Here is a 21,667-nt window from a genome sequence, read left to right as displayed (position 1 = left end):
ATGACTGTCCACACCAGACACACATGTTCGGACCGCGGCTCGGAAACCGTCGAGACCGCCGTGCTCGCCGGGCTGGCGCTGGTCCTGCTGGTCTCGGTCGTGCAGGCCGCGTTGTGGTGGCACACCCACAGCCTCTGCCAGCACGCCGCCACCACCGGCCTGCACGCCGCCCGCACCTACAACTCCGCCCCAGGCTCCGGAGAACACGCCGCCGCCGACTTCCTCACCCGCGCGCCGAACGCCGCCACCGACCCCGCCACGAGCGTGGAAGCCAGTGCGCAGGCGGTGACCGTGCGGGTGTCGGCGACCGCGCCGCGCGTGCTGCCCATCCCCGGCCTCGAGTTCCGCGTCACCCGCACGGCGACGGCCGAACAGGAGAAGTTCACGACGCCGGGAGGCAGATCATGAAGCGCCCATGGAACACGCTCCCGGATGAGGGTTCGGCGAGCGTCGAGCTCGCCGTGCTCACCCCGATCGTGCTGGTGGTGTTAGCCGTGGTGATCGCGGGCGGACGGATCGTGGGCGCCCACGCCGCCCTGGACACCGCCACCACGGCCGCCGCCCGCGCCGCCTCGCTCGCCCGCACCGGCACCACGGCGCACGCCGCAGCAACCACCACCGCCCACGACACCCTCGGCCAGCACGGGCTGCACTGCAACCAGCAGGTCCTCGACATCGACACCGCAGGCTTCACCGCCCCGGTCGGCCAGCCCGGCACCGTGTCGGTACGCACCTCCTGCACCGTGCCGCTGGCGGACCTCGCCCTGCCCGGCCTGCCCGGCGCCGTCCCGCTGCACTCCGAGTTCACCAGCCCGCTCGATCCGTTCCGAGGCCGCGCATGAACCGCCACAAGGACGCCCGGGATGAGGGTTCGGTGAGCGTGCTCGTCGCGGTCCTGCTGCCCGCGCTGCTGCTCCTGCTCGCCCTCGTCATCGACGGCGCCGACCGCATGCGCGCCCTGGCCCGCGCCGACGACGCCGCGGCCGAAGCCGCCCGCGCCGCCCTCACCGCCGTGGACACCCGCTCGCCGCAGATCACCCTCGACACCGCGACTGCACGCTCGGCCGCGCAGGATGCGCTCGCCGCCAGCGGCCACCACGGCGAGATCCAGCTCGACGCCGCGCGCACCGTGCGCGTCACCGTCACCCACGCCGAACCCGCCGTCATCGGACTGTTCGGCCCCACCCACCACGTCACCGGGCACGCGGAGGCGCAGCTCGGTGTCGGCACCACCGATCCCGGACTCGCACCATGATCCGCTTACCGGTGCTCCTGCGACGGCTTCCCGTCGTGCTCGGACTGCTGGTCCTGCTGACCGCGATGCCCACGCTGCTCGTGCTCGGCACCCAATGGGTCGGCTGGCCCGAACTCACCTGGCCGCCGCTGCATTCCGGGTTCCTCGGGGAGTTCGAGCCCGCGCACTTCCGGGCCTGGATGGTGGACAGCTATCACGAGATCCGTCTCACGCTCGGTGTGGACGGCTTCGTGATCGGCGGGTGCCTGCTGTTCATGTGGGTCGTCTGGGGCGTGATGATCTGCTGGATCACCGAAGACACCTACCTCCTGCTCCGATACGGGGCCAGGCAGCTCCGAGAGAACGGCCCCAACGGGGCACGCGGCTGGATCACCGCCTTGGTCACCGGCACCGTCCTGCTCGGCACCGCCACCCCCAGCCTCGCCTCAGCACTCCCACAGAACCAGGTGGCGGCCAGCGCGCCCCGCCACCCCAGCGGCCCACACCGCGCTCCCCCCGAAGCGCCGTGGGCCGCCCCGGAGACGGACGGGCACCACGCCCCCAGCCCGTCCGTCTCCGGCCCCACCGTGTTCGTCCACCGCGGCGACAGCCTCTGGCTGCTCGCCCAACTCCACCTCGGCGACGGCGAACGATGGACCGAGATCACCCGCCTCAACCCTCACCTCTCACCCGAACCCCGATACCTGCTCGCCGGGCAATGGCTGCGGATGCCCAACGACGCCGCCCGCACCGAACCCCCACCCCTGCCCGACGACGTCCGTTGGGTCACCGTCGACACCGACGACACCCTCACCAGCCTCGCCCAACACCACCTCGGCGACAGTCAGCGGTGGCAAGAACTCTTCGACCTCAACACCGGACGAACCCAACCCTCCGGTCGCACCCTGCGCTACCCCCACATCCTCATGCCCGGATGGCGCCTCGCCCTCCCACCCGCCAACACCACCAACCCGGCCGTGCAGCCCGCCCACGACGAGCCCGAGACGCACCCGCAGCCGCCGTCCGGCAGCCGCGAGCCGATCGGCTCTCCGGCGGGACCCGCGCCAACGCCACCGCCTACGCAACTCGACCGCACACCTCCAGACCGCGCCTCGTACAGTTCTCTCACACCGGGTGTCATCGCGGCCTTGTCCGCAGCCGGGCTCGTGAGCGCCGCCGTGGTGATGCGGTATCGGTTCCGTCTGCGCCCCGCCCCGAAGACCACAGGAATCCCGCTTCCTACCGTGTATCCGCTCCCGGTCGCTCTGCACCGAACTCGCCCTGAGCCCGATACTTCCAGCGATGACGACCTCGCCGAGGAGCATTCCGGCGAGGCCGTCGGCCCCAGCGTGTCTGCCCACCGCGGCGACGACTCCCGCGCGCAAAAGGCCACCCGAACAGCACAACCGCCCGTTTCCGCCGCCGTCTCGCCGAGCTCCGCCCCTGACGAACAGGCAACCGAGAGCCCGGCCGCCACCACCACGGCCGCGTCGCCGCGTGCACCGCAGCACGCCGAGCCCGAGGCCCCGGCAGAACCTTCAGCGAGGTTGCGGGTGACCGTGTTCGGCCAGCCCCGCCTGCACTGGCACCAGCCCGGCCTGCAATCGGCTCCTCGTGAAGTCGGGTTGCAGCCCCGGATGCGGGAACTGCTCGTCTACCTCGCTCTGAACCCCGACGGTGCCGGGCGGGACGAGATCCTGGAAGCGTTGTGGGGCGAAGCGGTCCCGGGCAGCAACGCGCTCAACACCACCCTGTCCCGCCTGCGCCGCATCCTGACCCGCCTCGATCATGACCTCGGCGAACTCGTGCACGCCCACCACGGCCACTACCGCCTCAACACCACCCTGGCCACCACCGACTACCGCGACTTCACCACCGCCGTGACCACCCGCCGCGCAGCCACCACCGACACCCAGCGCGCCGACGCCCACGAGACCATCATCGCCGTCTACCAAGGCGACCTCGCCGACGGCATCGACACCACCTGGATCGAACCGGTCCGCGAACATGCCCGCCGCACCTACCTCGACACCATCACCGCACACACCCGCGCCCTCGCCCCACGCGCCCCGCACCGCGCCCTGGGAATACTCGAACACGCCCGAGATCTCGCCCCCTTCCACGAGCCGCTCTATCGCGACATCATGCGCCTGCAACACACCCTCGACCACACCGACGACATCACCCGCACCCTCGCCCTGCTCCGCAGCACACTCGCAGAAATCGACACCACCCCCCACCCCGACACCCTTCGCCTCGCCGAACAACTCCAACACCCCCGAAACAAGTAAGGAAAAGGGCTACACGGCCGCTAAGCGGTTTTTCTTGCTCCAGGCAAAGACGGGCGTTCGCGTATCCGATCGATGTCACCGGCGTTGATAGAATCAACCCGGTATTTCCAATAGGCGCTGCCAAAGTGCTGTGGGAGACAAGGCCCCTCCGGGGCGAGGAAACTTCCCGAGAGCGCTGTTGGTACGTGTGAGTCTGTTCTGCGGCTACGCCCGTGAAGATTCCCGGGCGCCGCACCGAAGGCGTCCAGTGCAGTGCTGCGGCCGATCGCACCGGAATCAGGGGTGCCAACCGGGATACCAACCCGGTTACCAGCCGAAACGACGCCTTGATCCGCGCCCCGCACGCCTGCACATAACAGCAGCGTACGGCCACCGCGAGGGGTACCGGCGGTCTCCCAGACTGTAATAGACCCCTCCACAAGAGACACATCAGCCCCCGGGCGGACGCCCGCACCCCCTCGGCGTCACCGCCGCCTCACTCTCGACTCGGCCAGGTCCCCAGTATTTACCCGAAAACCCTTTTCTCCCTTGCCCCTCACCGCTTCTTTGTTGTCTTGATTACGGGTTCGCGAGTTCCGCCTTGCCCCCACTTCGCCTCGTGCCTCTGCCCTTGGGGCGGCGAACGCGCCCCGCTTTTTGTGTTTTCCCTGGTGGGCGGGCCTGATTTTTTGGGGAAGAGTACGGAATTCGGGGGTGTTTTTGCTTGCGCGGGGGTTGGCGCAGAGTTAGCTTTGAGTTGTCGCCGGGGAATTCCCGGGAATCACATCGAATGAGTAGCCGGGCGTGAGCTATGCCTGTAACCGCCGGAGGTAGTGCTATGCCGTTGATGGACGACAACGATCCGGAACTGACGCAAACGCAATTCATGGAGGCGTTGCGGGATTTGATTCAGGACGCCACCGTCGCCGATTTGCCCGACGGTAACCGGTTGGACGTGGAGTTCTACGACACGCCCGGCCAGCCGTCCCAGGTCCCGGGGCTGTTGTGCGTGGTCGCGCGGTTCAACAACGCCGCTGGGGAACTGCGGCGGCAACACCTGCTCTTGGGGGTCCGTGAGCTCAGCGAAACGGATTGGAACTACGACCACGGCGAACCGGTCGACTGAACCCCCACCCGCGCACGACGGCGGCGGGCCGTTCCCTCGCCCGCCGCCGCGCTTGACCCCCATCACGTCCCAGGAGGTACCCATCATGACCACGACACCCACCACCCCCGCCCCGGCCGCCGCTGAGTCGCCCGGCCGGTTGCGGAATGGCCAACTGCGCGCCCAGGTCGCCGGGGTGCTGGCCGCCGACCGGAAAGCCGACCACAGCCCCCGCCAGGTGGCCACGGCATTGAACAGGTCGGCCGGTGCGGTCGGCAACGCGCTCAAGAAGTTGGCGGAGGAGGGTGCGGCGGAGATCACCAGCGCGGCGCCGTTGCGCTACAAGGCCACCCGCGCCACCCGCAAGGCCGCCACCCCCGCCCCCGACACCGACGCGGGCAGGGGCACAGGTGCGGCGGCGAAGTCCGGCACCGCCCGCGCGGCGAAAACCCGTGCCACGGCGAAGAAATCCACCACGGCCACCAGCACCGCGACATCGCGCAAGACCACCACGTCGGGCAAAACCGCCACCGCCCCGAAGTCGGGCAAGACCGCCACGTCGGACACCACCGCCACCCCCATGAAGCCAGGGAAGGCAGCCACGGCGGGCACGGCCGCGAAAACGGGGAAGAAGGCCGCCGCGTCGGGTTCCCCGAGGGCGGTGCCGTCGTCGACGAAGGTGTCGGGTCCGGTGGCGCGGCCGAACGGGCAGCAGTACCACCCGCGCACCCTGGCCGGACTGCCGGACGTGACCGCGTTGCGGAAGTTGCGGGAGGCCGAGGTGCCGGTGTTGCTGTACGGCCCGCCCGGCACCGGGAAAACCGCGATCGCGGAGGCGGCGTTCCCCGATGTGGTCACCGTCGCCGGGGACGGGGATACCGCCGTGGCGGACCTGGTCGGTGAGTACACCCAAACCCCCGACGGCCGGTACCTGTTCGTACACGGGCCGCTGGTCACCGCGATGCGGGAAGGTCGTCCGCTGTTCATCGATGACGCCTCGCTGATTCCGCCGACCGTGCTGGCCGTGGTGTATCCGGCGATGGACGGGCGCCGCGAAGTCGTGATCAAGGCCAACGGCGGCGAAAAGGTGACCGCCGCGCCGGGGTTCTACGTGATCGCCGGGCACAACCCCGGGGCGCACGGGGCCATCGTCACCGACGCGCACTCGTCCCGGTTTTCCGCGCACATCCAAATCTCCAGCGACTACGACCTCGCCGCCCAACTCAAGATCGAACCGAAAGCCGTGCGCATCGCCCGCAACCTCGCCAGCAAGCAGCGCGCGGGCGAAATCAGGTGGGCACCGCAACTGCGGGAGCTGATCGCGTTCGACCGGATCGCGGGCGTACTCGGGACGAACGCGGCGGCCGGGAACCTGCTCAACCTCGCCCCGGAGGAGGACCGCGACACCGTCGCGGACGTGGTCCGGTCCGTGTTCGGCGGGGCCATCGCCCCGCTTGCCCTCGGCGGGCGCATCTAGCCCGCCTCGTCCGTGTTGTTTTTTCTGTTGCTGTGAAAGGACATTTCCCGCTCATGAGTACGCATGTGATCGCTGACCCCGCCGTGTCCCGTACCCCGATCCCCGCGCCGCTGTCGCCGTCGTGGCTGAGGTTGTCGGCCGCGTTGACCGAGGAGGCGCCGATCATCGCCGACCGCGACGACCTGGTCGTGGACATCGCCCCCGGCGCCGGGCACGGTGCCCCGGCCTGCGTCCTGCCGCCGCACGCGTCCATCGAGATCAACGGTGTCCACCTCGGCGCGATCAACCCCGCCACCGCCGACCCTTCCGACCCGGGCGACCGTGCCCGGTACGCGACGGTATGGGGATTGTTCACCCACGAGTGCGCCCACGCCCAGCATTCCCGGTGGAACCCGCCCGCCACCGCCCCGGCCGGGGCGGTGGCCGCCGCGATGCTGCTCGAGGAGTCGCGGATTGAAGCCGCCCACCTGCGGCGCCGCCCGGATGATCGTTACTGGCTGCGCGCGTCGCGCACGGAACCTGATCCTCGCCGACATGCCCACCGCCCCCGGCATGAGCGCCCCCGACGCCGCGCAGGCGGCCGGGCTGCTGCTGGCACGCACCGACGCCGGAATCCTGGAAAATCAGGAAACCCACGGGGTCCGGCACGTGATCCGCGACGTCCTCACCCCCGACACCCTCACCACCCTGCGCCGCCTCTGGCGGCACGCGCACACCGTCGCCGACGACGACGCCGAAACCATGCTCGACCTCGGCCGCCAGTGGTGCGAGGCCATCGGCACCGACCCCGACACCACACCCCCGGCCACCAGCAGTGCCAGCACGGACCACGACACCTCCGGTACTCCGTCGCCGTTGGCAGGCGCCGTGCGGCGCACGGTGAACGGGGTCGCGCGCCACGTCGCCCGCGAAATCCCCCCGGGTGACGGTTCGGCTGTGCGGGCAGCGACACAGTCCGCGAGTGAGGCCGCTGAGCAGGCCGCCCAGCATGCCGCCGCCACCGCCGCACGAAACGTCTTCGGCAAGGAACCGGGTGACATGCGCACCGGGAGCACCGGGCTCGCCATGCCCCGCACACCGACCCCGGACGAACGACGCGCGGCCCGCACCCTGGCACGGGCACTGAGCACTGCCGGAGTCACCGAACGCCACGCCACCCGCACCACCGCACAGCTACCGCCGGGCCGGTTGCGGATGCGCGGCGCCCTCGCCGCCGACGCGCAACGCGCCGCCGGTCACCTACCCACCGCCGAACCCTTCACCCGCACTACCCGCCGCCTCGCCCCCGCCCCGCCGCTGCGCGTCGGGATCGCCTGCGACGTGACCTCCTCCATGCGCAAGTACACCGACGCGGTCGCCTCCGCCGCGTGGATCATGGCCCACGCCACCCGTCACACCACCGTGCCCGCCGACGCCGCCACCGTGATCTTCGGCCACCATGTCCGTGCGGTCACTTACCCCGGAACCGCCCCACGCACGGTCACCGAGTTCCGCTCCAGCGACAGCTACCACGACATCCCGGGGGCGATCTGCGCCCTCGACGGCATCCTCGGTCTGACCCGGCCCGACACCGCCCGGTTGCTGGTGATCATCAGCGATGGGTGCTTCGACGCCGCCAACTACCGCCGCGGTCAACAACTCCTCGACCGCCTCCGCACAACAGGGTGCGGCCTGCTGTGGCTGACCACCAAAGCCACCGACAAACCCATGACCGGCACCACCGTGCACGAACTCACCGACCCCACCACCACCGCCGCCGTCATCGGCCGCGCCGCCACCACCGCCCTCAAACACGCCACCCGCTAGCCCCCGGCAGCCCGAGTGCGGTGCGGGGCCGACCACCTACCCGGTCGGCCCCGCACCGCACTCGGTCACCACCCCCACACCCGACGCACCGCTGATTCCGCACCCGCTCGCCCCCGCCGCCCCAGGGCCCACCGGGAACGCACAAGCCGCGGCGCTGTCCCCGCGTCACCGCTCACGGTGTGCCCGCATCCCCGCGCCCGGACTGAACCGCGCACCACACACACGTCCGGAGGCTTCTCGGCCGAGGCGCCTCGCCGCGGCACCCGTCCTCGCCGCCTCGTCACCTCGAGGCCGGCGAGCACACCACGTCCTCACCCAGCACTGCTCGCCGAGCCCGACCGCCCGCACTCGCCGCCGGAGCAGGCAGCCGTCCGCGTGTCGGCGGCGATGCTGAACAACACTGCCCGGCGTGCGGACGTGCCCCGCCGGTGGTTTCGGCGGCGTGGTGTGCCCGTCGGCTGTACCCCCCGGGGGAACGGTGCGTCGGCGGCGTCGGTTCGCTAGGGGCACACGGCCCGACGCGCCGCACGTGTTCCAGGGCTAGACGTGGTCGTGCCCCGCCACCCAGGGGCGGCGGGGCACTGTTCGCCCTGCGTTAGTCGGTCGGCGTGGCTAGGGGTACGGAGTGGGTGAAGGGGTGGCCGTGGGCGCTCACCCGCGCCGCACCGCCCACAGGTTCGGCCTCCTCCACCATGATCAGCACTTCGCACGGGCAGCCGGGAACCGGCGGCCGGGCGCTCCGGCGCCAGACGGCCGACAACAGCCGGGGGATCGGTCCATCGGCCTCATCGGGTGGCCCGGCAAGCTCCGGGACGACCAGTTCCAGTAAGTGCGCCCAGGACGGTGTGCGTATCGGTGGACGCACCGCGACCCCCGGGGCGGCCAGCACCACCTCATCGCCACGCACACCCGTACGCCCCCGATCATCCTCCTCGGATTCCAGCGGCCACCCGGTCACGCCTGAACTCGATTCGTTCTCCACGACCATGATCACGCCCTCCATGCCATGCACACAGCATGAGAGGCGGGGCCATGTCGCGCACAACACGGCCCCACCTCACTACCGGGAAACAGCGGACTCAGTCGCCGGTCTCGGCGAGCATGAACCGTTTCGGCGCTTCGCGGGTTTTCATCACCACGCCTTTTTCCGCCATCTTTTCCAGCGCATTGTTCACCGCACCCGACGAGCGCCTCAATTCTTTGCCGATCTTGCTCGGCCCGAACTCATCGCCAGGGTGCTCGCGCAGGAAATCCTCGACCAAACCGTGCAACGCACCCGGCGCCAACCGTTCCTGCGTCACCGGCGGAGCAGCCACCTCGTCCCTGCCGGAATCCGGTTCAATCCCGGACTCCTCCGTCGTCTGCTCAGGCACGCTCAGCTCTTCGGGCACGACCGCGAGCTCAGGCTGACGCGGGGCCTCCTCCGGCTCCAACTCCTGCTCTGAGCCGTGGTCAAGGACGGCCTCGGGCGCCGGGTGCTGCTGGCGGGACCACTCCGAGCGCCGCCCGGCACCCTCGCCGACGACATCGCGGGTGATCGTGCCTGCCAGCGCCCACCGGGACAGGGCCTTCGCCGCCGTGGACCGCCCGACCCCGGCCGCCACCGCCAGCGCGGCCGTGGTTTGCGGCTCACCGGACAGCACCGCCCAGAGCTGGCCCTCAGCTTCGGTCCGCGGACCACCGTCTCCGCCCTGTACGGCCGGGGCCGCTTCAGGCACGGCATCCGCCGCGGGGATGGCGGTGTCGGGCTGTACGGCTGGGGTCGCGCGCTTCTCTGTGGCCGGTTGCGCGGCGTTCGCCTTCTTAGTGTTCTTCGCGGGCATGACTTCACTCCCAAATCTTTCAGTGGATCAATAGAGGCCATGCCCCGGCCGGGGCGCCACTCCGACCGGATGCGCATCCAGAAATCGCGGGGTGACGCCATCCATGGACGCTCGATACCGCTCCGAATGTCAAGCCGAATCGAAAACAAGACACGTGACTTGTTTCCCACCAGGCGCGACGACCCGACATCGTTACCCCAACCGGGTCCATTTACCGGATTCCGGATTGACAGCCCGGCGCCATGGAGCGTCGATACGCATCAGCGCCATTCCGGCGCCGTCAATTCCAGTTTCCTTCTCCGTCCCGTGCGGCGAATGCCCGTGCGATGAAAGGACTCGTCATGCCCGAAAACAACTACGCGATCCACGGCCTGTGCGCCGGAACCGGCCACGGCTACACCCTCGAAGCCACCGCCGTGCGCCTCGCCGACGCCATCACCGAACTCCGCGCCGACGACGGACTACCCGCCCACATCCACACCCGCATCGAGATCAACCCGCAGCAACGCGAACTCGTCATCCGCGTGTGGGGCCTCTCCGTCGAAGCCGACCCGGACCGCACCGAAATCCGCACGGTGATGCTCATCCTGTTCGAACTCTCCTCGTTCCACAACGTCGTACCGCTCAACAGCAGCGAAGCACCGCTGTTCACCCAGAAAATCCTGTTGATGGACCGCAACGAGAAGCCGTTCGCCGGACTCGTCGGCGCCGGAGTCGGCGACGTCGAACCCCTGCCCGCCGGAACCCCCTGGGACACCCACCCCGCCACGGCACGCGACTAACCAACACCACCACGACCGGACCCGTCGGGGCCGTGGCCTGAACGGATACCGCTCAGGCCACGGCCCCGGCACGCGTCCAGCCCCGGCCATCACCGCCCCGGCGACGGCGCCATCGCAGGACCACGACGATCCGCTTCGGTGGCTTCAGCCAGCGCTCGCGACAACGCCGCGGCCCCCACCGCTGCACCAACCGATCGACCTCCCCGCACACCCCGTCAAGATCCCGCCCGGATTCTTCCAGGAGGCCCATGACCTGACCCGTTAGCCAGATATGCAGCAACTCGCCGTCCGCCCCGACACGCCTCGCCACTTCCGCTCGCCTCCATCCCGGACACACCGTGCACACAGGACAGCGACGAACCCGGCCGCGACTCATGACGAGACTCGTTCCCACCGCCCGCCCGTGGCGTCGCTCACCACACCAGCCGAGATAACTACACCCGCAACAACACGGGCACACACCTCCCGCGTGGTGCCGCTATCCGGACACAGCACCACCCAAGGCGACGGCCCCGTCGCCATCTATGGCCCCCGAGATCGACCCGTTGGCGAGACTGCTACATTTTTCGCCGGGTGGAACGCCCGCCCCTTCCGAGTCATCTGACCCCCACGCGGCTGGTGACGTTGAGGACAAGTCGGCGCCGACGGCAGCGACTGGTACCCGACCTCGTGCGGGGTAGCGTGGGTCCCTGCGGAGGCGATCATGGGCGACCACCCCCGACGTAAGTGCGTCAATCGCAAGCGCCAGCGGGACGCGAAGGCGTATCAGCAACAACATGGCTGCTCATACAACGCCGCCCTCCGCGCCGTCGAAAAGGTCCATTCACGCCAAGCTGACCACCTCAAGGAGCCATCTTCCACCGAGTCGACACCAGCCACAAACACTCCCTCTCTCCACCGACTAATTAAACACATCACTGAGGCAGGGAATCTTTACCGTTCCCTTGAGCCGGGGATCCCCATAGGGCTACTTACCGCTCTTCACGATTCGGCGAAGGCCCACAAGTCCTTCAGTCAGAAGTGCAGTAAGCAGTTTCGCCTATACGGATTCCAAGGCGGCGGTGTAGGTCGGGCCTCGAGCTTTCCCCCCCCTCGAACTTGACCCAGTACTCACTTACCAGTCAAGGGCGTGCAACGCACTCAGAACAGGCTGCCCCCAGATGCCAACGCTGACCGATCAGTGAATCCCATGAATTACCCGGCGTGGATGCCCGGAGCACTCCTTATTGCCCCCCTCGGAGCATCCATTTATCTTTTCTTGATTTCTCTGGCAGTCGCGGTAGCGCTATTTTCGCGATCTCCGCAACGGCGAAAGGCTGCGCTGCGCGTGCTATCGCTTCTGCTACCACGCCGCCGTTGACGAGCGCCTCGCCATCATGCGGTGTGCCCGATTTATGGACATAGCCGCACCCCATGCTCGTTGTAGAACCCGATGGGGTCGACCGGGTGCCCGCCTTCCTCAATCTGGAAGTGCAAGTGTGCTCCGGTGGACTCGCCACGGTTGCCGACTTCGGCGATGGGCTGCCCGGCACGCACGACTTGACCTGCGGTGACGTGGTTTCGGTGGTTGTGGCCGTAAGTGGTGATGGTGCCGTCGGCGTGCTCGATGCGGACCCAGAGTCCGTAGCCGGAGGCGGGTCCTGCGTTGATGATGGTGCCGTCATGGGCCGCGAGGATGGGTGTGCCGATCGGTGCGGCGAGGTCTTGGCCCCGGTGGATGTCACCCTCGCGCGGTCCGAACCCGGAGGTGCACCGTCCTTGGACGGGCACGACCCATCCGTTGGGCGAGGTGGCCGGCGTGCTCGCCGTGGCCCGGTAGTCCTCGGCTTGGGCGAGGACCTTCGAGACGTACCAGTCGGCGTGGTTGTAGGCGAAAATCGCCGAGCGGAAGTCGCCGTGGCGGGCGCCGGAGTCGCAGAGGTAGAAGGCGGCGGCGTGGATGGCGTCGTGCGGGTGGTAACGCGACGGAGGGGTTGCTCCGCCCGGCGGGAGCGGATGCTCGGTGACGACGGAGTCGAAGGTGGGGGCGAGAAATTGCATCGGTCCGCCCGCGCCTGCGAAGTTTTCGCCGTCTCGGACGCCGGGGGCGTCGAGGCGTCCGTGGTCGGTTTCGACCTTCCCGATCGCGGCGAGTACGGCCCAGTCCAGTCCGGGGCATAGGGGTGCGGCGCGTTGGTAGAGGGTGAGGTAGTCGGCGGGGATGTCGGCCAGCGCCGCCTGGCTTGGTGCGCTTCCGTTTCCGCCGCTGGCAGTGAGGGCAGCAACGGTGCTGGTCACGGCGGCAATGAGGGTGACGAGTAGGAGCAGGAACGCGGCGGCGGTACCGGCGGCCAGGCGCACCATGCCGCCTCACCGCCCGGAGCTGGGGTTCGGGGCCTGCGGTGACGGTGGCGGCAGAAGTGTGGTGGTGCCTGCGGGGGTGGGGGGTTCGTCGTCGGGGTCGGGGTGGGTGAGGTGAGGCCAGGCGTCGGGGAGTCGGTCGAGGGTGCGGCGTGGCCCGGTGTTCTCCAGCGGCAGCCACACGTCCCCGCCGGGATCGAGGGTGGGGTGGGGGCTGGCGGTGGCGATGGGCAGGTGCGCGGGGTAGTCGAGGCGGTTCCAAGCCTGGTGCAGGGCGCGGCGGGCGTGGGCCTCGCGGCGTGGGCTGGGGAGCCAGATCAGGAGTGGGAGGGTGTGGCCGCTGCTGCGGGCGAGGTCATGGTAGCCGGGGAGTTTCGCGGTGAGTTTCGGGAGTGCTTCGGTGCCGGTGTCGTATTCGAGGTAGAAGGCGATCTCGCAGCGGGCGGTGCGCCAATGGGCGTAGGCGTCGGGGCGGGCGAGGTCGCCGATGTGGCGGGCACAGCGGTTCTCCGACCACCAGGCAGTGAGTTCCGCGTCGCAGTGACGGTGGGTATGGGTGGTGAGGGTGGTCAGGAGTTGGTTGCGGCCGACGGTGTGTGCGAGGCGCAGGCTGTGGGCGAGGCCGAGGACGCGGTCGCGGCGGTAGCCGAGGTCTTTGACGTTCACGCCGTGCGCGGCGGCCAGGACGGTGGCTCCGGCGGGGCCGAGGACGTAGTGCATCGGTGCGGAACCGCGGGCCAGGACGGGTTGGAACCGGTCGAGGACCGACCACTGCCACAGTTCTCGCAGGCGGGCGCGGGCTGCGCGCCCGGACGGGAAGGCGAGTGCGGCGAGCTGGTCGCCGGTCAGGACTCGGTGTTCGTGGACCATCGCGGCCAGCCACCGGTCCCGAGGGGTGAGCCGGGAGGCCAGTCGCATCTGGTGCTCGGCGGTATTGGCCGAGCGTGGATTCCGGACATCTACGCGGGCAGGGCGCAGTACATGCTGGCGAACAGGGAACCGGCTCACAGCAATCACCTCGCAGAGAAGAGGAAACGGGCACGACGGCATGGCCGTGGCGGAATGCGGGGAAAGAGCGACTTCTAGCGCGGACTCTGTGTGTCCACTGTGGCCTGTGTGCTGGTGGTGCGGATGTGGCGTGCGCGGCCGGGGGTGGGTTCGGGCAGGGGGCGGGTGGTGAGGGTGAAGGGGCGGGCGTGTTCGCCGTGGGAGACCAGGCGGGCGGCGGCGTGGTAGGCGCCGAGGTGGGTGAGGTCGTGTTCGGACAGGTGCGGTGCGGTGTGGCGGGCGAGGTCGTGGGCGTCGTCGGGTCCGGCGGCGAAGTAGATCTTGGAGCGGGCGTTGGTGGAGATGCCTTCGCGCAGGTCGCGTGGGAGTTGCCCGAGGTGTTGGTGGGCCAGGGTCATCGAGAGCCGGAAGCCGCGGGCTTCGGCGAGCATGTCCTCGATCGGATAGGGCAGGTTGAGGAAGTTGTGGGCCTCGTCGATCACGAGGCTGGCGTCGGGGCGTTCGGGTTGTGGGGTGTGGTCGCGGGCGGTGGTGGCCTGCCAGGTGCGGGCGACGACGAGGGAGCCGACGAGCTTGGTGGTCTCCTCTCCCAGGGAGCCTTTCGGGATGCGCACCAGGCAGATCCCGCCCTCGTCGAGAACGCGACTCATGTTCACGGTGGAGGGTCCGGCGGTGAGAGCGTCGCGGACGAACGGACGCAGCAGGAACGCCCGAAGCTTGTTCATCAGCGGTGCGATGGCCTGGGATCGTCCGGCGTCGGTGAGCTCGTCGTACCAGCTCCAGAAGCCGCGCAGGACCGGGTCGTGGAGGCGGGCGACGACGCGGGCACGAAACGCTGGTTCCGCGAGCAGCTTGGGTAGGTCCGCAAGGGTGGCGACTCCGGCCTGGGCGCGCAGGGTCAGGCAGGCTGCCCTCATGACGTCGTCGGTGCGTGGTCCCCAGAAGGCGGAGTAGACCCTGCGGAACACGCTGACGAGGTTGTCGACGGCCAGGTCGGTGTCGCCGCCGTCCAAGGGGTTCAGGCAGGGCGGGCGGGCGGGGTTGTCGGCGTCGAAGAGCACCACCCGCTGCCCGGCGTCGCGGGGCAGGCGCATCAGCAGGTCGGTGGCGAGGTCCCCTTTCGGGTCGATCAGGACCAGGCCGCGTTCGGCTTCGACGTCGGCGAGCAGCATGTTCGCCAGCAGCGTGGATTTCCCGGAGCCGGTCGCGCCGAGCACGTGCACGTGGTGCCGGGCATCGGTGATCCGCAGCCCTACCGGCCGGGACTGCCCGGAGTCGGAGTCTCCGAGTGGCTTCACCGTCGGACCGGGAACGGGGATGCCGGGTGGGGGTGCGAGTGCTTTCGCCCCGGCGCGGTGCAGGCCGGGGAGGTTCTCGTCGTGCGGGAGGTGCGCGACCGCGGCGAGCTCGGCGATCGAGAGCAAGTCCCCTCGGCCGAGGCGGCGCTCACCGACGATCCGGGCCGGTTGCAGGAGGCGGTGGCGACGGTAGTGGTTGTGATCAGTGAACGCTGCGAATCCCGAGGCAAGCGCGTGTGCTCGGCCTCGCGCGGTCTCGCGTGCCGAACGGAGCTGCTGTTCGCTGGCGTCGACGGGGAGCTCGCTGGTCACCGTGTACCGCACGCGGGTTTCGTACTGGCCGCCTTGCTGTTTGGCGACCACGGCGCGGTTCAGCGCCGACAGCGCCAGGGAGGTCTGGGGATCCTGCTGCGGCGTCCGTGTTCGCGTGGTGCTGCGTCGGCGGGGCGTGGTGTGCGGGGTGAGCAGGTCCAGCACCCGGCCCACCAGCCGAGTCGAGTGCCCGGCCTGCAGGGTGCGTGCCGTGCGGCGGGCTCGGGCAGCGCGAGTGCCGGTGACGGGCCGGGCGAGGACCTGCACGCAGGCGTACTCGCCGGCCATCAGCCCCACCGGGGCCCCGATCACGCCGCGGAGCGGGTCGGCGTCGAAGCTGGTGCGGATCGGTAACGCTTCCGGTCTACCGAGGTGCAGCTCACCGGCGACGAGGACTCGTTGCTGCCCGTGCTCCGGTCCCGGTAGCGGTGGCGTGGCGGGCTCGGTGCTGGTGCGCGCACCGGGCCACGCGGCCTCCACCGCGCGCTCGACCAGGCCCGGTGGGATCACTCCCGGCACCCACAACCGCAGCGCGGTACCCGCCTCGGAGAACGCGTACTCCCAGGCCACGTGCGGCTGCCCGCGCAGCCACCGTCGCCACGACGGCCGCAGCAACCCGACGAGGTTCGACCACAACGCCGCCCCACCCGCCGGGTCCACCTGCGGGGGTGCCAGCACCGTCACCACCCGCGCGTCGGCGGCCAGCTCAGCTCGGCGCCGCGCCCACTGCCAGTGCCGTGCCCACGCCAGCAGCGCGGAAAGCAGCGCGAGCAGCGCCACCACGACCGGCCAGCAGGCCACGGCGACCTGCACAGCAGGGTCGAGGACGGCGGCCGGGTCGCGGAGATAGTCGGCCACCCAGCTACCACCCGGTTCGGACGTGCTGGGCAGTGGAATGAGAACGAACATCAGCAGCTCCCTTCCGGAGCAGGTGGCAATCAGGCGTGGCCGAGGTCGAGTTCGCCGTCGTCGCCCACCGACAACTCGGCCTCGCCGTCATCCCCGAGCCCGGAGTCCACTGTGGAGTGTTCGAGTGGGTCGTGGTCGGTGAGTTCGGCGGGGTTGCTGGTCACCAGCTCGTGCTCCACCTGGGAAGCGAGGGTTTGGAAGGCGACACGCTGGGTGCCTGCCGAGAGCAGTCCTTGGCCGAGGTCGGCGGACAGGAGGAATTGGCGTTCTCCGGCGGAGAGGTCGAACACCGTGGTGATCTCGTCGATGGCCTGGGACGCCTGGCGCAAAAGGACCTGGGTCGCCGCGTTGTTCACAACGGCTTTGCCCAGGTCGGTGGCCAGGACGTCGGCGGTGTCCTGGGTCGCCACGGTCAGCCCCGCCCAGTGCTTGCGTGACGCCTTCGCCATCCGGAACAAGAACCGAGCGCCTTCGGGTTGCTGCATGAGCAGCCAGGCCTCGTCGACTACGACCAGGCGCGGGCGCCGGTCGGCGGGGTTGGTCACCCGCCGCCACACCGCATCCAACGTGAGCAGCGTCCCGAGTGGCTTGAGCTCGTCGGGCAGCTCGCGCAGCCCGAAGGTGACCAGGTGCCCTTCGGGCTCGGTGGTGGTGGGTCCGTCGAAGAGCCCGGAGAAGGCGCCGTCGACGAACGGATGCAGCCGCTCGGCCAGCGTTCGCGCGGTGCTGTCGATGTCGGCGGCGAGGGTGTCGCGCAGGTCCCGCAGCAGCGGCGCGGACCTGGTCCACGTGCGTGGATCGTCGGTGATCCCGGCTGCTTGGTAGGTCGCCGAGATCGCGCGATCGCAGACCGCGCGTTCGCCGGGGTCGAGGTCGCGGCCGAGCAGGACGGCCAGGACGGTGTGCAGGAACAGGCTCCGGCGGGCGAGTGCGTCCGGGGCGATCGTGCGGCGCCCATCGGCGCGGACGTGCACGGGCAGGTCGAACGGGTTGAGCCGCACACCCGGCTCCCCTAGATTGACCTGCGTGCCTCCGACCGCTGTGGTCAGGCGGGTGTATTCGTCTTCGGGGTCTAGGACGGCGACGTCGACGCCGCGGTAGAGGCTGCGCAGCAGCTCCAGTTTCACCAAGTAGGACTTGCCCGCGCCGGAGCGGCCGAGGACCACGCTGTTGTGGTTGTGCATCCCGGGGCCGAACCGGTCCCAGTGCACGAGCCCTTGGGAACCGAGGTTGTAGCCGTAGAGCACCCCGTCGGCCACGGCAGGCGATGCCGGATCGGGTGGGGGCAAGTCGGGGCTGGTGAAGGGGAAGGCGGCGGCCAGGGCGGTGGTGTCGAAGGCGCGTCGCATGCCGATCAGGTCGAGGCCCATCGGCAGGGTGGAGATCCAGCCCTGCACCGAGCGGAACGTCGTGGGCTGGGCGTCCAGCAGCAGGCTCGCCGCCAGGGAGCGGACGGCTTGGACTTCGTCGGCCAGCGCCTGCTCGGTTGCGGCGTGCACGCTCACGTACAGCCCGAGCCGATAGAGTTTTCCTTCGCCGCGGGCGATGCGGTCGGAGAGCTCGTAGGCGTCTTCGGTGGCGGCCTCGATCTGGGGGTCGGCCAGCCTCCCGTGCTCGGCGGTATGACGACGCCCGGATTCGAGCTTGCCGAGTTGCTTGCGCAGTCCTTTCGCTGCTGTGGCGGGATCGACTGGGGTGATGTGCACGCTGACGTCCACCCGGCCCGGGTAGGTCAGCAGCGGCGACAGCCACCCCGGATGCACCTCACGGGGAAACCCAGTGATCGCGAAACTCGCGACCCAATCCGAGCCGACCTGCACGTGCCGGGTCCCCACAACCAGGGAGTCGGGGACGAACGCGGCGGACGGGTTCTCCTGCTGTGCTGTGTTGGTCGCGCGCATTACTGCCTCTCCTCGTCCTGCTGGTGGGCGGTGACGATGTCGTCGGCGTGAGCGAGCTCCGCCGAAGCGGGCAGGAGCCGGTCAGGGTTGCAGGCCGACGCGAGCACCGTTTCCGCCTGGGCCGCATCGAGCGAGGTCACGGTGATTCCGGCGGGGTGCAGTAGCTCGGCGGCTTCTCCGAGACGCCGGACCAGGCGGGTTTCGGCGGCGCGGCGCTCGGCACTGCCCGGGGCGTGCCCGCCCGGGTCCTCACGACCACGGCGGCCGGGCAGCAGGCCGCCGAGTCCGCCGGAGCTGGCCAGGGGCGTGCGGGGTTCACGCAGGACGAGCAGCACTTGGCGACGCAGCAGGTCGTTGCCCGCGGCCAGGTCGGCGAGGTAGCCGGCGTGCTCGCGGGCGGCGGCCTCGAGTGCCGGGTGCGGCAGGCCGGGGGCGCGGGCGTCGAGGTCGGCGACCTGCCCGGACACATCCAGGCGTTCGGCGCGCACCAGGATCTGGGCCGGGGCCGTCAGCGAATGCAGCCAGCGGGCGAACACCCCGACCAGCGACTCCTGCTCCCCCGGGGTGCGCAGGGCGAAGTTGACCGTCGAACACGCGGCGACGACGGCGAGCCCGTCGCGGCCGAGGTCGAGGACACCGGCTTCGGAGATGTCCTCGGCCGGCAACCCGATCCCCACCCCCACACCACCCACGTCGTGGGGCGAGTCGGTGGTGGTGTGGGCGGTGATCCAGGCCGGAGCAGGCTGGATACCTTCGGGTGCGGTTACCCGCATGCGCGGCTGCAGGCGCTGCCGGAGCGCGGCCAGCAGCAGCCGGTCCAGGGGCAGGCCGTCGCGGTGGCCCAGCACCAGCACCGCCACCCCACCACCGACGACCACGGCGACCGCGCCGAACACCGGCAGCGGGACGAACCCGTGGGTGCCGCGCCAGGCCACGTAGAGCACGAGCGCGGTCGCGGTGAACACGGCGAGCTGGCGCGCGGTCAGCGGACCGAGCACGCGGTCTTCGACTTCGACATCAGCGGGGATCTTGATCGGAGCACTCATGACGGGCCTCCAGAGGAACGCGGCCGACGGGGACGGCGGGGCGGGGGCTTCAGCGGCAGCGGGAGCTGGTGGGCGGCGCGCCGCCGCGGCGCCCGCGGCGGCGGGTCAACGGGCCGGGCAGGACGAGGTGGGGGTTGGCGGCGCACGTTGAGCGGAAGCCGGTACTGCCCGTCGCGGCCCGCGCGGGGCCGGTTCTCCGGCCAGTCCCGCCCGAGCGGCAGCGCGATCTGCTCCGAGTGCCCGGTCGCCTTCGGCTCCGGCGGCACCGGCGGCGAAGCCGGGCGCGCCTGGCGGCGCACCGAGATCGGCAGCCGGTACTGGCCATCAGCACCTTCACGGGGCCTGTTCTCCGGCCATTCCCCGTCGGTCGGGAACCGCATCTGCCGGGAACGGCCGGGTTTCGGCGGAGGCAGCGGTGCGGGCTGTTTCGGGCGCGGCTGGCGCTGTGTGCGCATGGGCAGCCGGTACTGCCCATCGGGTTCGAGGACGGGCTTGTTCTCGGGCCATTCCCCGTCCAAGGGCAGCATCAGCTGCCGGTCCGGGCCACGCCGCGACCGCGGCGTCGACCGCTGTTTCGGCGCGTACTTCTGATACGCGGGTTTCGGGGGCTTGCTGCGCTTGATGCCCTCGAACGGCATCACGTACTGGCCGCGGGAATCCGTTCGTGCCTTCGCATACGGATCCGCCGATTCCGGCGCCGTCGTCTTCGGCTTCTTCGGCGCCGAACGGCCACCACCGCCGCCGAGCAGGCCGAACGTCTTGTATGCAATGACACCGCGTACCAACCCGCCGATCAAGGACGAGCCGCCGCGCCCCTTGATGGAACTCAACACCCAGAACGGGATTTTGATCAGTACGTAACACAATGCGAGCGCTACTAGAAAATTGATCACGACACACCCACCACACGAGAAAACGAACGAACAGGGAGGGTTTTCAGAAGAGCGTGATTCCGCCAGGCAAGAAGAACAGTTTCAGCGCCGCCACCAAAGCGAAGGCTTGCCCGATCTGGATCACCAGCACTCCGCCGAACGCTTTCCACCACCACAGCGCGATCCCCTCGGTCTGCGGGAGCGCGTGACACATCAGCAGGATCGGCGCGGCGGCCAGCAAAATGATGGTGAGCATGAGCCGCACGACATATGTCAGCAGCACCACGAGCAGCATCACCAACAACGCCAGCGCGACGAACAACAAGAACAGGGTGCCGCCGTCGAGGTCGTGCATCAGCGTGTCGGTCATCGCCTGCCCGGCTTGCTCCGGGTCAAGGTTGTTTCCCAGGATCGCTTGCGAGAATGCGTTGGCGATGTCGATCGCGTAACCGGCGAACAGGAGCGAGAGGTTCGCGGCCAGAAATCCGACCGCGACCCGTGGGAGGATTTCCTTGATCGACGCCCGGGTCTGCATCGTCTGATACGCCAAGACGATAAGCCCGGCGATCGTGACCACGAGGCTGTAGGTAACGAGCACGATCTGGCGGGACTGCTCCCAGATCTCCCCCATCACCGGCAACTCATCCAGTCGAGGTGTCACCAGCAACGAGTCCGCCAACAATCCCAGCAGCTCATTCAGCCCCGGGGTGACCAGGCCTTTGAAGAACGCGGCGATCGCCCCGGAAACGCAACCGGGAATGTTGGTGAAACCGCACTCCTGGTCGGCCTCGACCGGCTCTGGGGTGGTCGGTTCCGGGGGCGGGGGTGGCCTGCTCGGTGGCGCCGGGAATTCGCACACCGGCAGCGCCGTGCCCGGCCCACACGCATCGGGACGCGGTGGCAGCGGTACCGGTGGATCCGCAGGCGCCGGGGCAGGTGTGGGAACGGGCGGTTGCGCTGAGGCGACGGGGCCGCCGACGAAGCCGAGTGCGATCAGCAGCAGTACGAGGGTCAGGCGGGCGGCGCAGGGTGTCGGGGCGCGCATCATCAGGCTCCGACCAGGCCGCGCAGGATGTCCACAACCACCGGTGCCAACGCGGCGAGCAGGTAGCCGAAGGCGGCGTTGCGGAAGGCGCTCTTGGCTTTCTCCACCTCGCCGGGATCACCGTTGGCCAACAGGTACCGGACCCCGCCGATCGTGAGGAACACGGTCGCGACCAGGGCGAGAATGCCCATGACCCAGTTGCGGATGTTGTTCAGCACTTCCTCCAGCGAGCCCACCAGCGCGACCACATGCGTGGTCTCCGCCTGCGCCGGACACGACACCGCCAGCAGCCCACTGGTCACCAGCACGACCAGGAACAGCACCCGGCGGGCATCCAGGCGGGCAGAGCGACAGCGGGCTCGGCGGTGTCGGGGCAAGGGGTGGAGTGGGGTCGTGTTCGGCATGAGGGCGCCTCCGGGGCGAGCGGGTTGGCGGCAGG

Annotated in this window: 18 protein-coding genes; 8 read left to right on the top strand and 10 right to left on the bottom strand. The window is 69.7% G+C overall.

Annotated features, from left to right (window positions below; genetic code table 11):
• The 7 genes from H1226_RS28130 (at position 1) to H1226_RS11505 (ending at position 7,892) form a co-directional block, all read left to right on the top strand.
• Positions 1-408, top strand: coding sequence for a TadE/TadG family type IV pilus assembly protein (locus H1226_RS28130; RefSeq protein ID WP_309148805.1), 408 nt, complete (start codon positions 1-3; stop codon positions 406-408).
• The gene (locus tag H1226_RS11530) at positions 405-842 is read left to right on the top strand and encodes a TadE/TadG family type IV pilus assembly protein (RefSeq protein ID WP_258348996.1); all 438 of its coding nucleotides are present in this window, start codon (positions 405-407) and stop codon (positions 840-842) included. The genes H1226_RS28130 and H1226_RS11530 overlap by 4 nt, the downstream gene beginning before the upstream one ends.
• Positions 843-874: 32 nt before the next feature.
• Positions 875-1,255, top strand: a complete 381-nt coding sequence (locus tag H1226_RS11525) for a hypothetical protein (RefSeq protein WP_258348995.1) — start codon at positions 875-877, stop codon at positions 1,253-1,255.
• A 35-nt stretch (positions 1,256-1,290) separates the two neighbouring features.
• Complete coding sequence (locus H1226_RS11520) at positions 1,291-3,525, top strand: BTAD domain-containing putative transcriptional regulator (RefSeq protein ID WP_258348994.1); 2,235 nt, start codon at positions 1,291-1,293, stop codon at positions 3,523-3,525.
• Between the two features lie 817 nt (positions 3,526-4,342).
• Complete coding sequence (locus H1226_RS11515) at positions 4,343-4,630, top strand: hypothetical protein (protein WP_258348993.1); 288 nt, start codon at positions 4,343-4,345, stop codon at positions 4,628-4,630.
• 85 nt (positions 4,631-4,715) lie between these two features.
• Positions 4,716-6,086: an AAA family ATPase gene (locus H1226_RS11510; protein ID WP_258348992.1), complete on the top strand. Its 1,371-nt coding sequence runs from the start codon at positions 4,716-4,718 to the stop codon at positions 6,084-6,086.
• A 453-nt stretch (positions 6,087-6,539) separates the two neighbouring features.
• Positions 6,540-7,892 carry a hypothetical protein gene (locus H1226_RS11505; protein ID WP_309148804.1) on the top strand — a complete coding sequence of 451 codons (1,353 nt, stop codon included), beginning with the start codon at positions 6,540-6,542 and terminating at the stop codon, positions 7,890-7,892.
• A 595-nt stretch (positions 7,893-8,487) separates the two neighbouring features.
• Here H1226_RS11505 and H1226_RS11500 read toward each other — a convergent pair.
• Together H1226_RS11500 and H1226_RS11495 are read right to left on the bottom strand one after the other, a co-directional pair.
• A complete protein-coding gene (locus H1226_RS11500) occupies positions 8,488-8,886 on the bottom strand; it encodes a hypothetical protein (protein WP_258348991.1) in 399 nt (132 codons plus the stop codon).
• An 85-nt stretch (positions 8,887-8,971) separates the two neighbouring features.
• Positions 8,972-9,715, bottom strand: coding sequence for a hypothetical protein (locus tag H1226_RS11495; protein WP_258348990.1), 744 nt, complete (start codon positions 9,713-9,715; stop codon positions 8,972-8,974).
• A 341-nt stretch (positions 9,716-10,056) separates the two neighbouring features.
• Between H1226_RS11495 and H1226_RS11490 the strand changes: the two genes are divergently transcribed.
• On the top strand, positions 10,057-10,497 hold the full coding sequence (locus tag H1226_RS11490) for a hypothetical protein (RefSeq protein WP_258348989.1): 441 nt from the start codon (positions 10,057-10,059) through the stop codon (positions 10,495-10,497).
• Between the two features lie 1,392 nt (positions 10,498-11,889).
• Here the strand turns inward: H1226_RS11490 and H1226_RS11485 are convergent.
• The 8 genes from H1226_RS11485 to H1226_RS11450 all read right to left on the bottom strand — a co-directional run bounded on the left by H1226_RS11485 (position 11,890) and on the right by H1226_RS11450 (position 21,551).
• The gene (locus H1226_RS11485) at positions 11,890-12,840 is read right to left on the bottom strand and encodes a peptidoglycan DD-metalloendopeptidase family protein (protein WP_258348988.1); all 951 of its coding nucleotides are present in this window, start codon (positions 12,838-12,840) and stop codon (positions 11,890-11,892) included.
• Positions 12,841-12,846: 6 nt separating this feature from the next.
• Positions 12,847-13,845 (bottom strand): replication-relaxation family protein, encoded by a 999-nt coding sequence (locus H1226_RS11480; protein WP_258348987.1) that lies wholly within the window; start codon positions 13,843-13,845, stop codon positions 12,847-12,849.
• A 74-nt stretch (positions 13,846-13,919) separates the two neighbouring features.
• A complete protein-coding gene (locus H1226_RS11475; RefSeq protein WP_258348986.1) occupies positions 13,920-16,364 on the bottom strand; it encodes a type IV secretory system conjugative DNA transfer family protein in 2,445 nt (814 codons plus the stop codon).
• Positions 16,365-16,393: 29 nt separating this feature from the next.
• On the bottom strand, positions 16,394-18,265 hold the full coding sequence (locus tag H1226_RS11470; protein ID WP_258348985.1) for a VirB4 family type IV secretion system protein: 1,872 nt from the start codon (positions 18,263-18,265) through the stop codon (positions 16,394-16,396).
• Complete coding sequence (locus tag H1226_RS11465; RefSeq protein WP_258348984.1) at positions 18,265-19,311, bottom strand: PrgI family protein; 1,047 nt, start codon at positions 19,309-19,311, stop codon at positions 18,265-18,267. Before H1226_RS11465 ends, H1226_RS11470 begins: the two co-directional genes overlap by 1 nt.
• Positions 19,308-20,204: a hypothetical protein gene (locus H1226_RS11460; RefSeq protein ID WP_258348983.1), complete on the bottom strand. Its 897-nt coding sequence runs from the start codon at positions 20,202-20,204 to the stop codon at positions 19,308-19,310. Before H1226_RS11460 ends, H1226_RS11465 begins: the two co-directional genes overlap by 4 nt.
• Positions 20,205-20,247: 43 nt before the next feature.
• Complete coding sequence (locus tag H1226_RS11455) at positions 20,248-21,231, bottom strand: hypothetical protein (RefSeq protein WP_258348982.1); 984 nt, start codon at positions 21,229-21,231, stop codon at positions 20,248-20,250.
• On the bottom strand, positions 21,231-21,551 hold the full coding sequence (locus H1226_RS11450; protein ID WP_373690040.1) for a pilin: 321 nt from the start codon (positions 21,549-21,551) through the stop codon (positions 21,231-21,233). The genes H1226_RS11455 and H1226_RS11450 overlap by 1 nt, the downstream gene beginning before the upstream one ends.
• Positions 21,552-21,667: the final 116 nt, after the last annotated feature.

The organism is Saccharopolyspora gregorii, from assembly GCF_024734405.1.
In the GTDB taxonomy this organism is placed as follows: domain Bacteria; phylum Actinomycetota; class Actinomycetes; order Mycobacteriales; family Pseudonocardiaceae; genus Saccharopolyspora_C; species Saccharopolyspora_C gregorii.
This window is presented reverse-complemented; position numbering and strand designations above follow the sequence as displayed.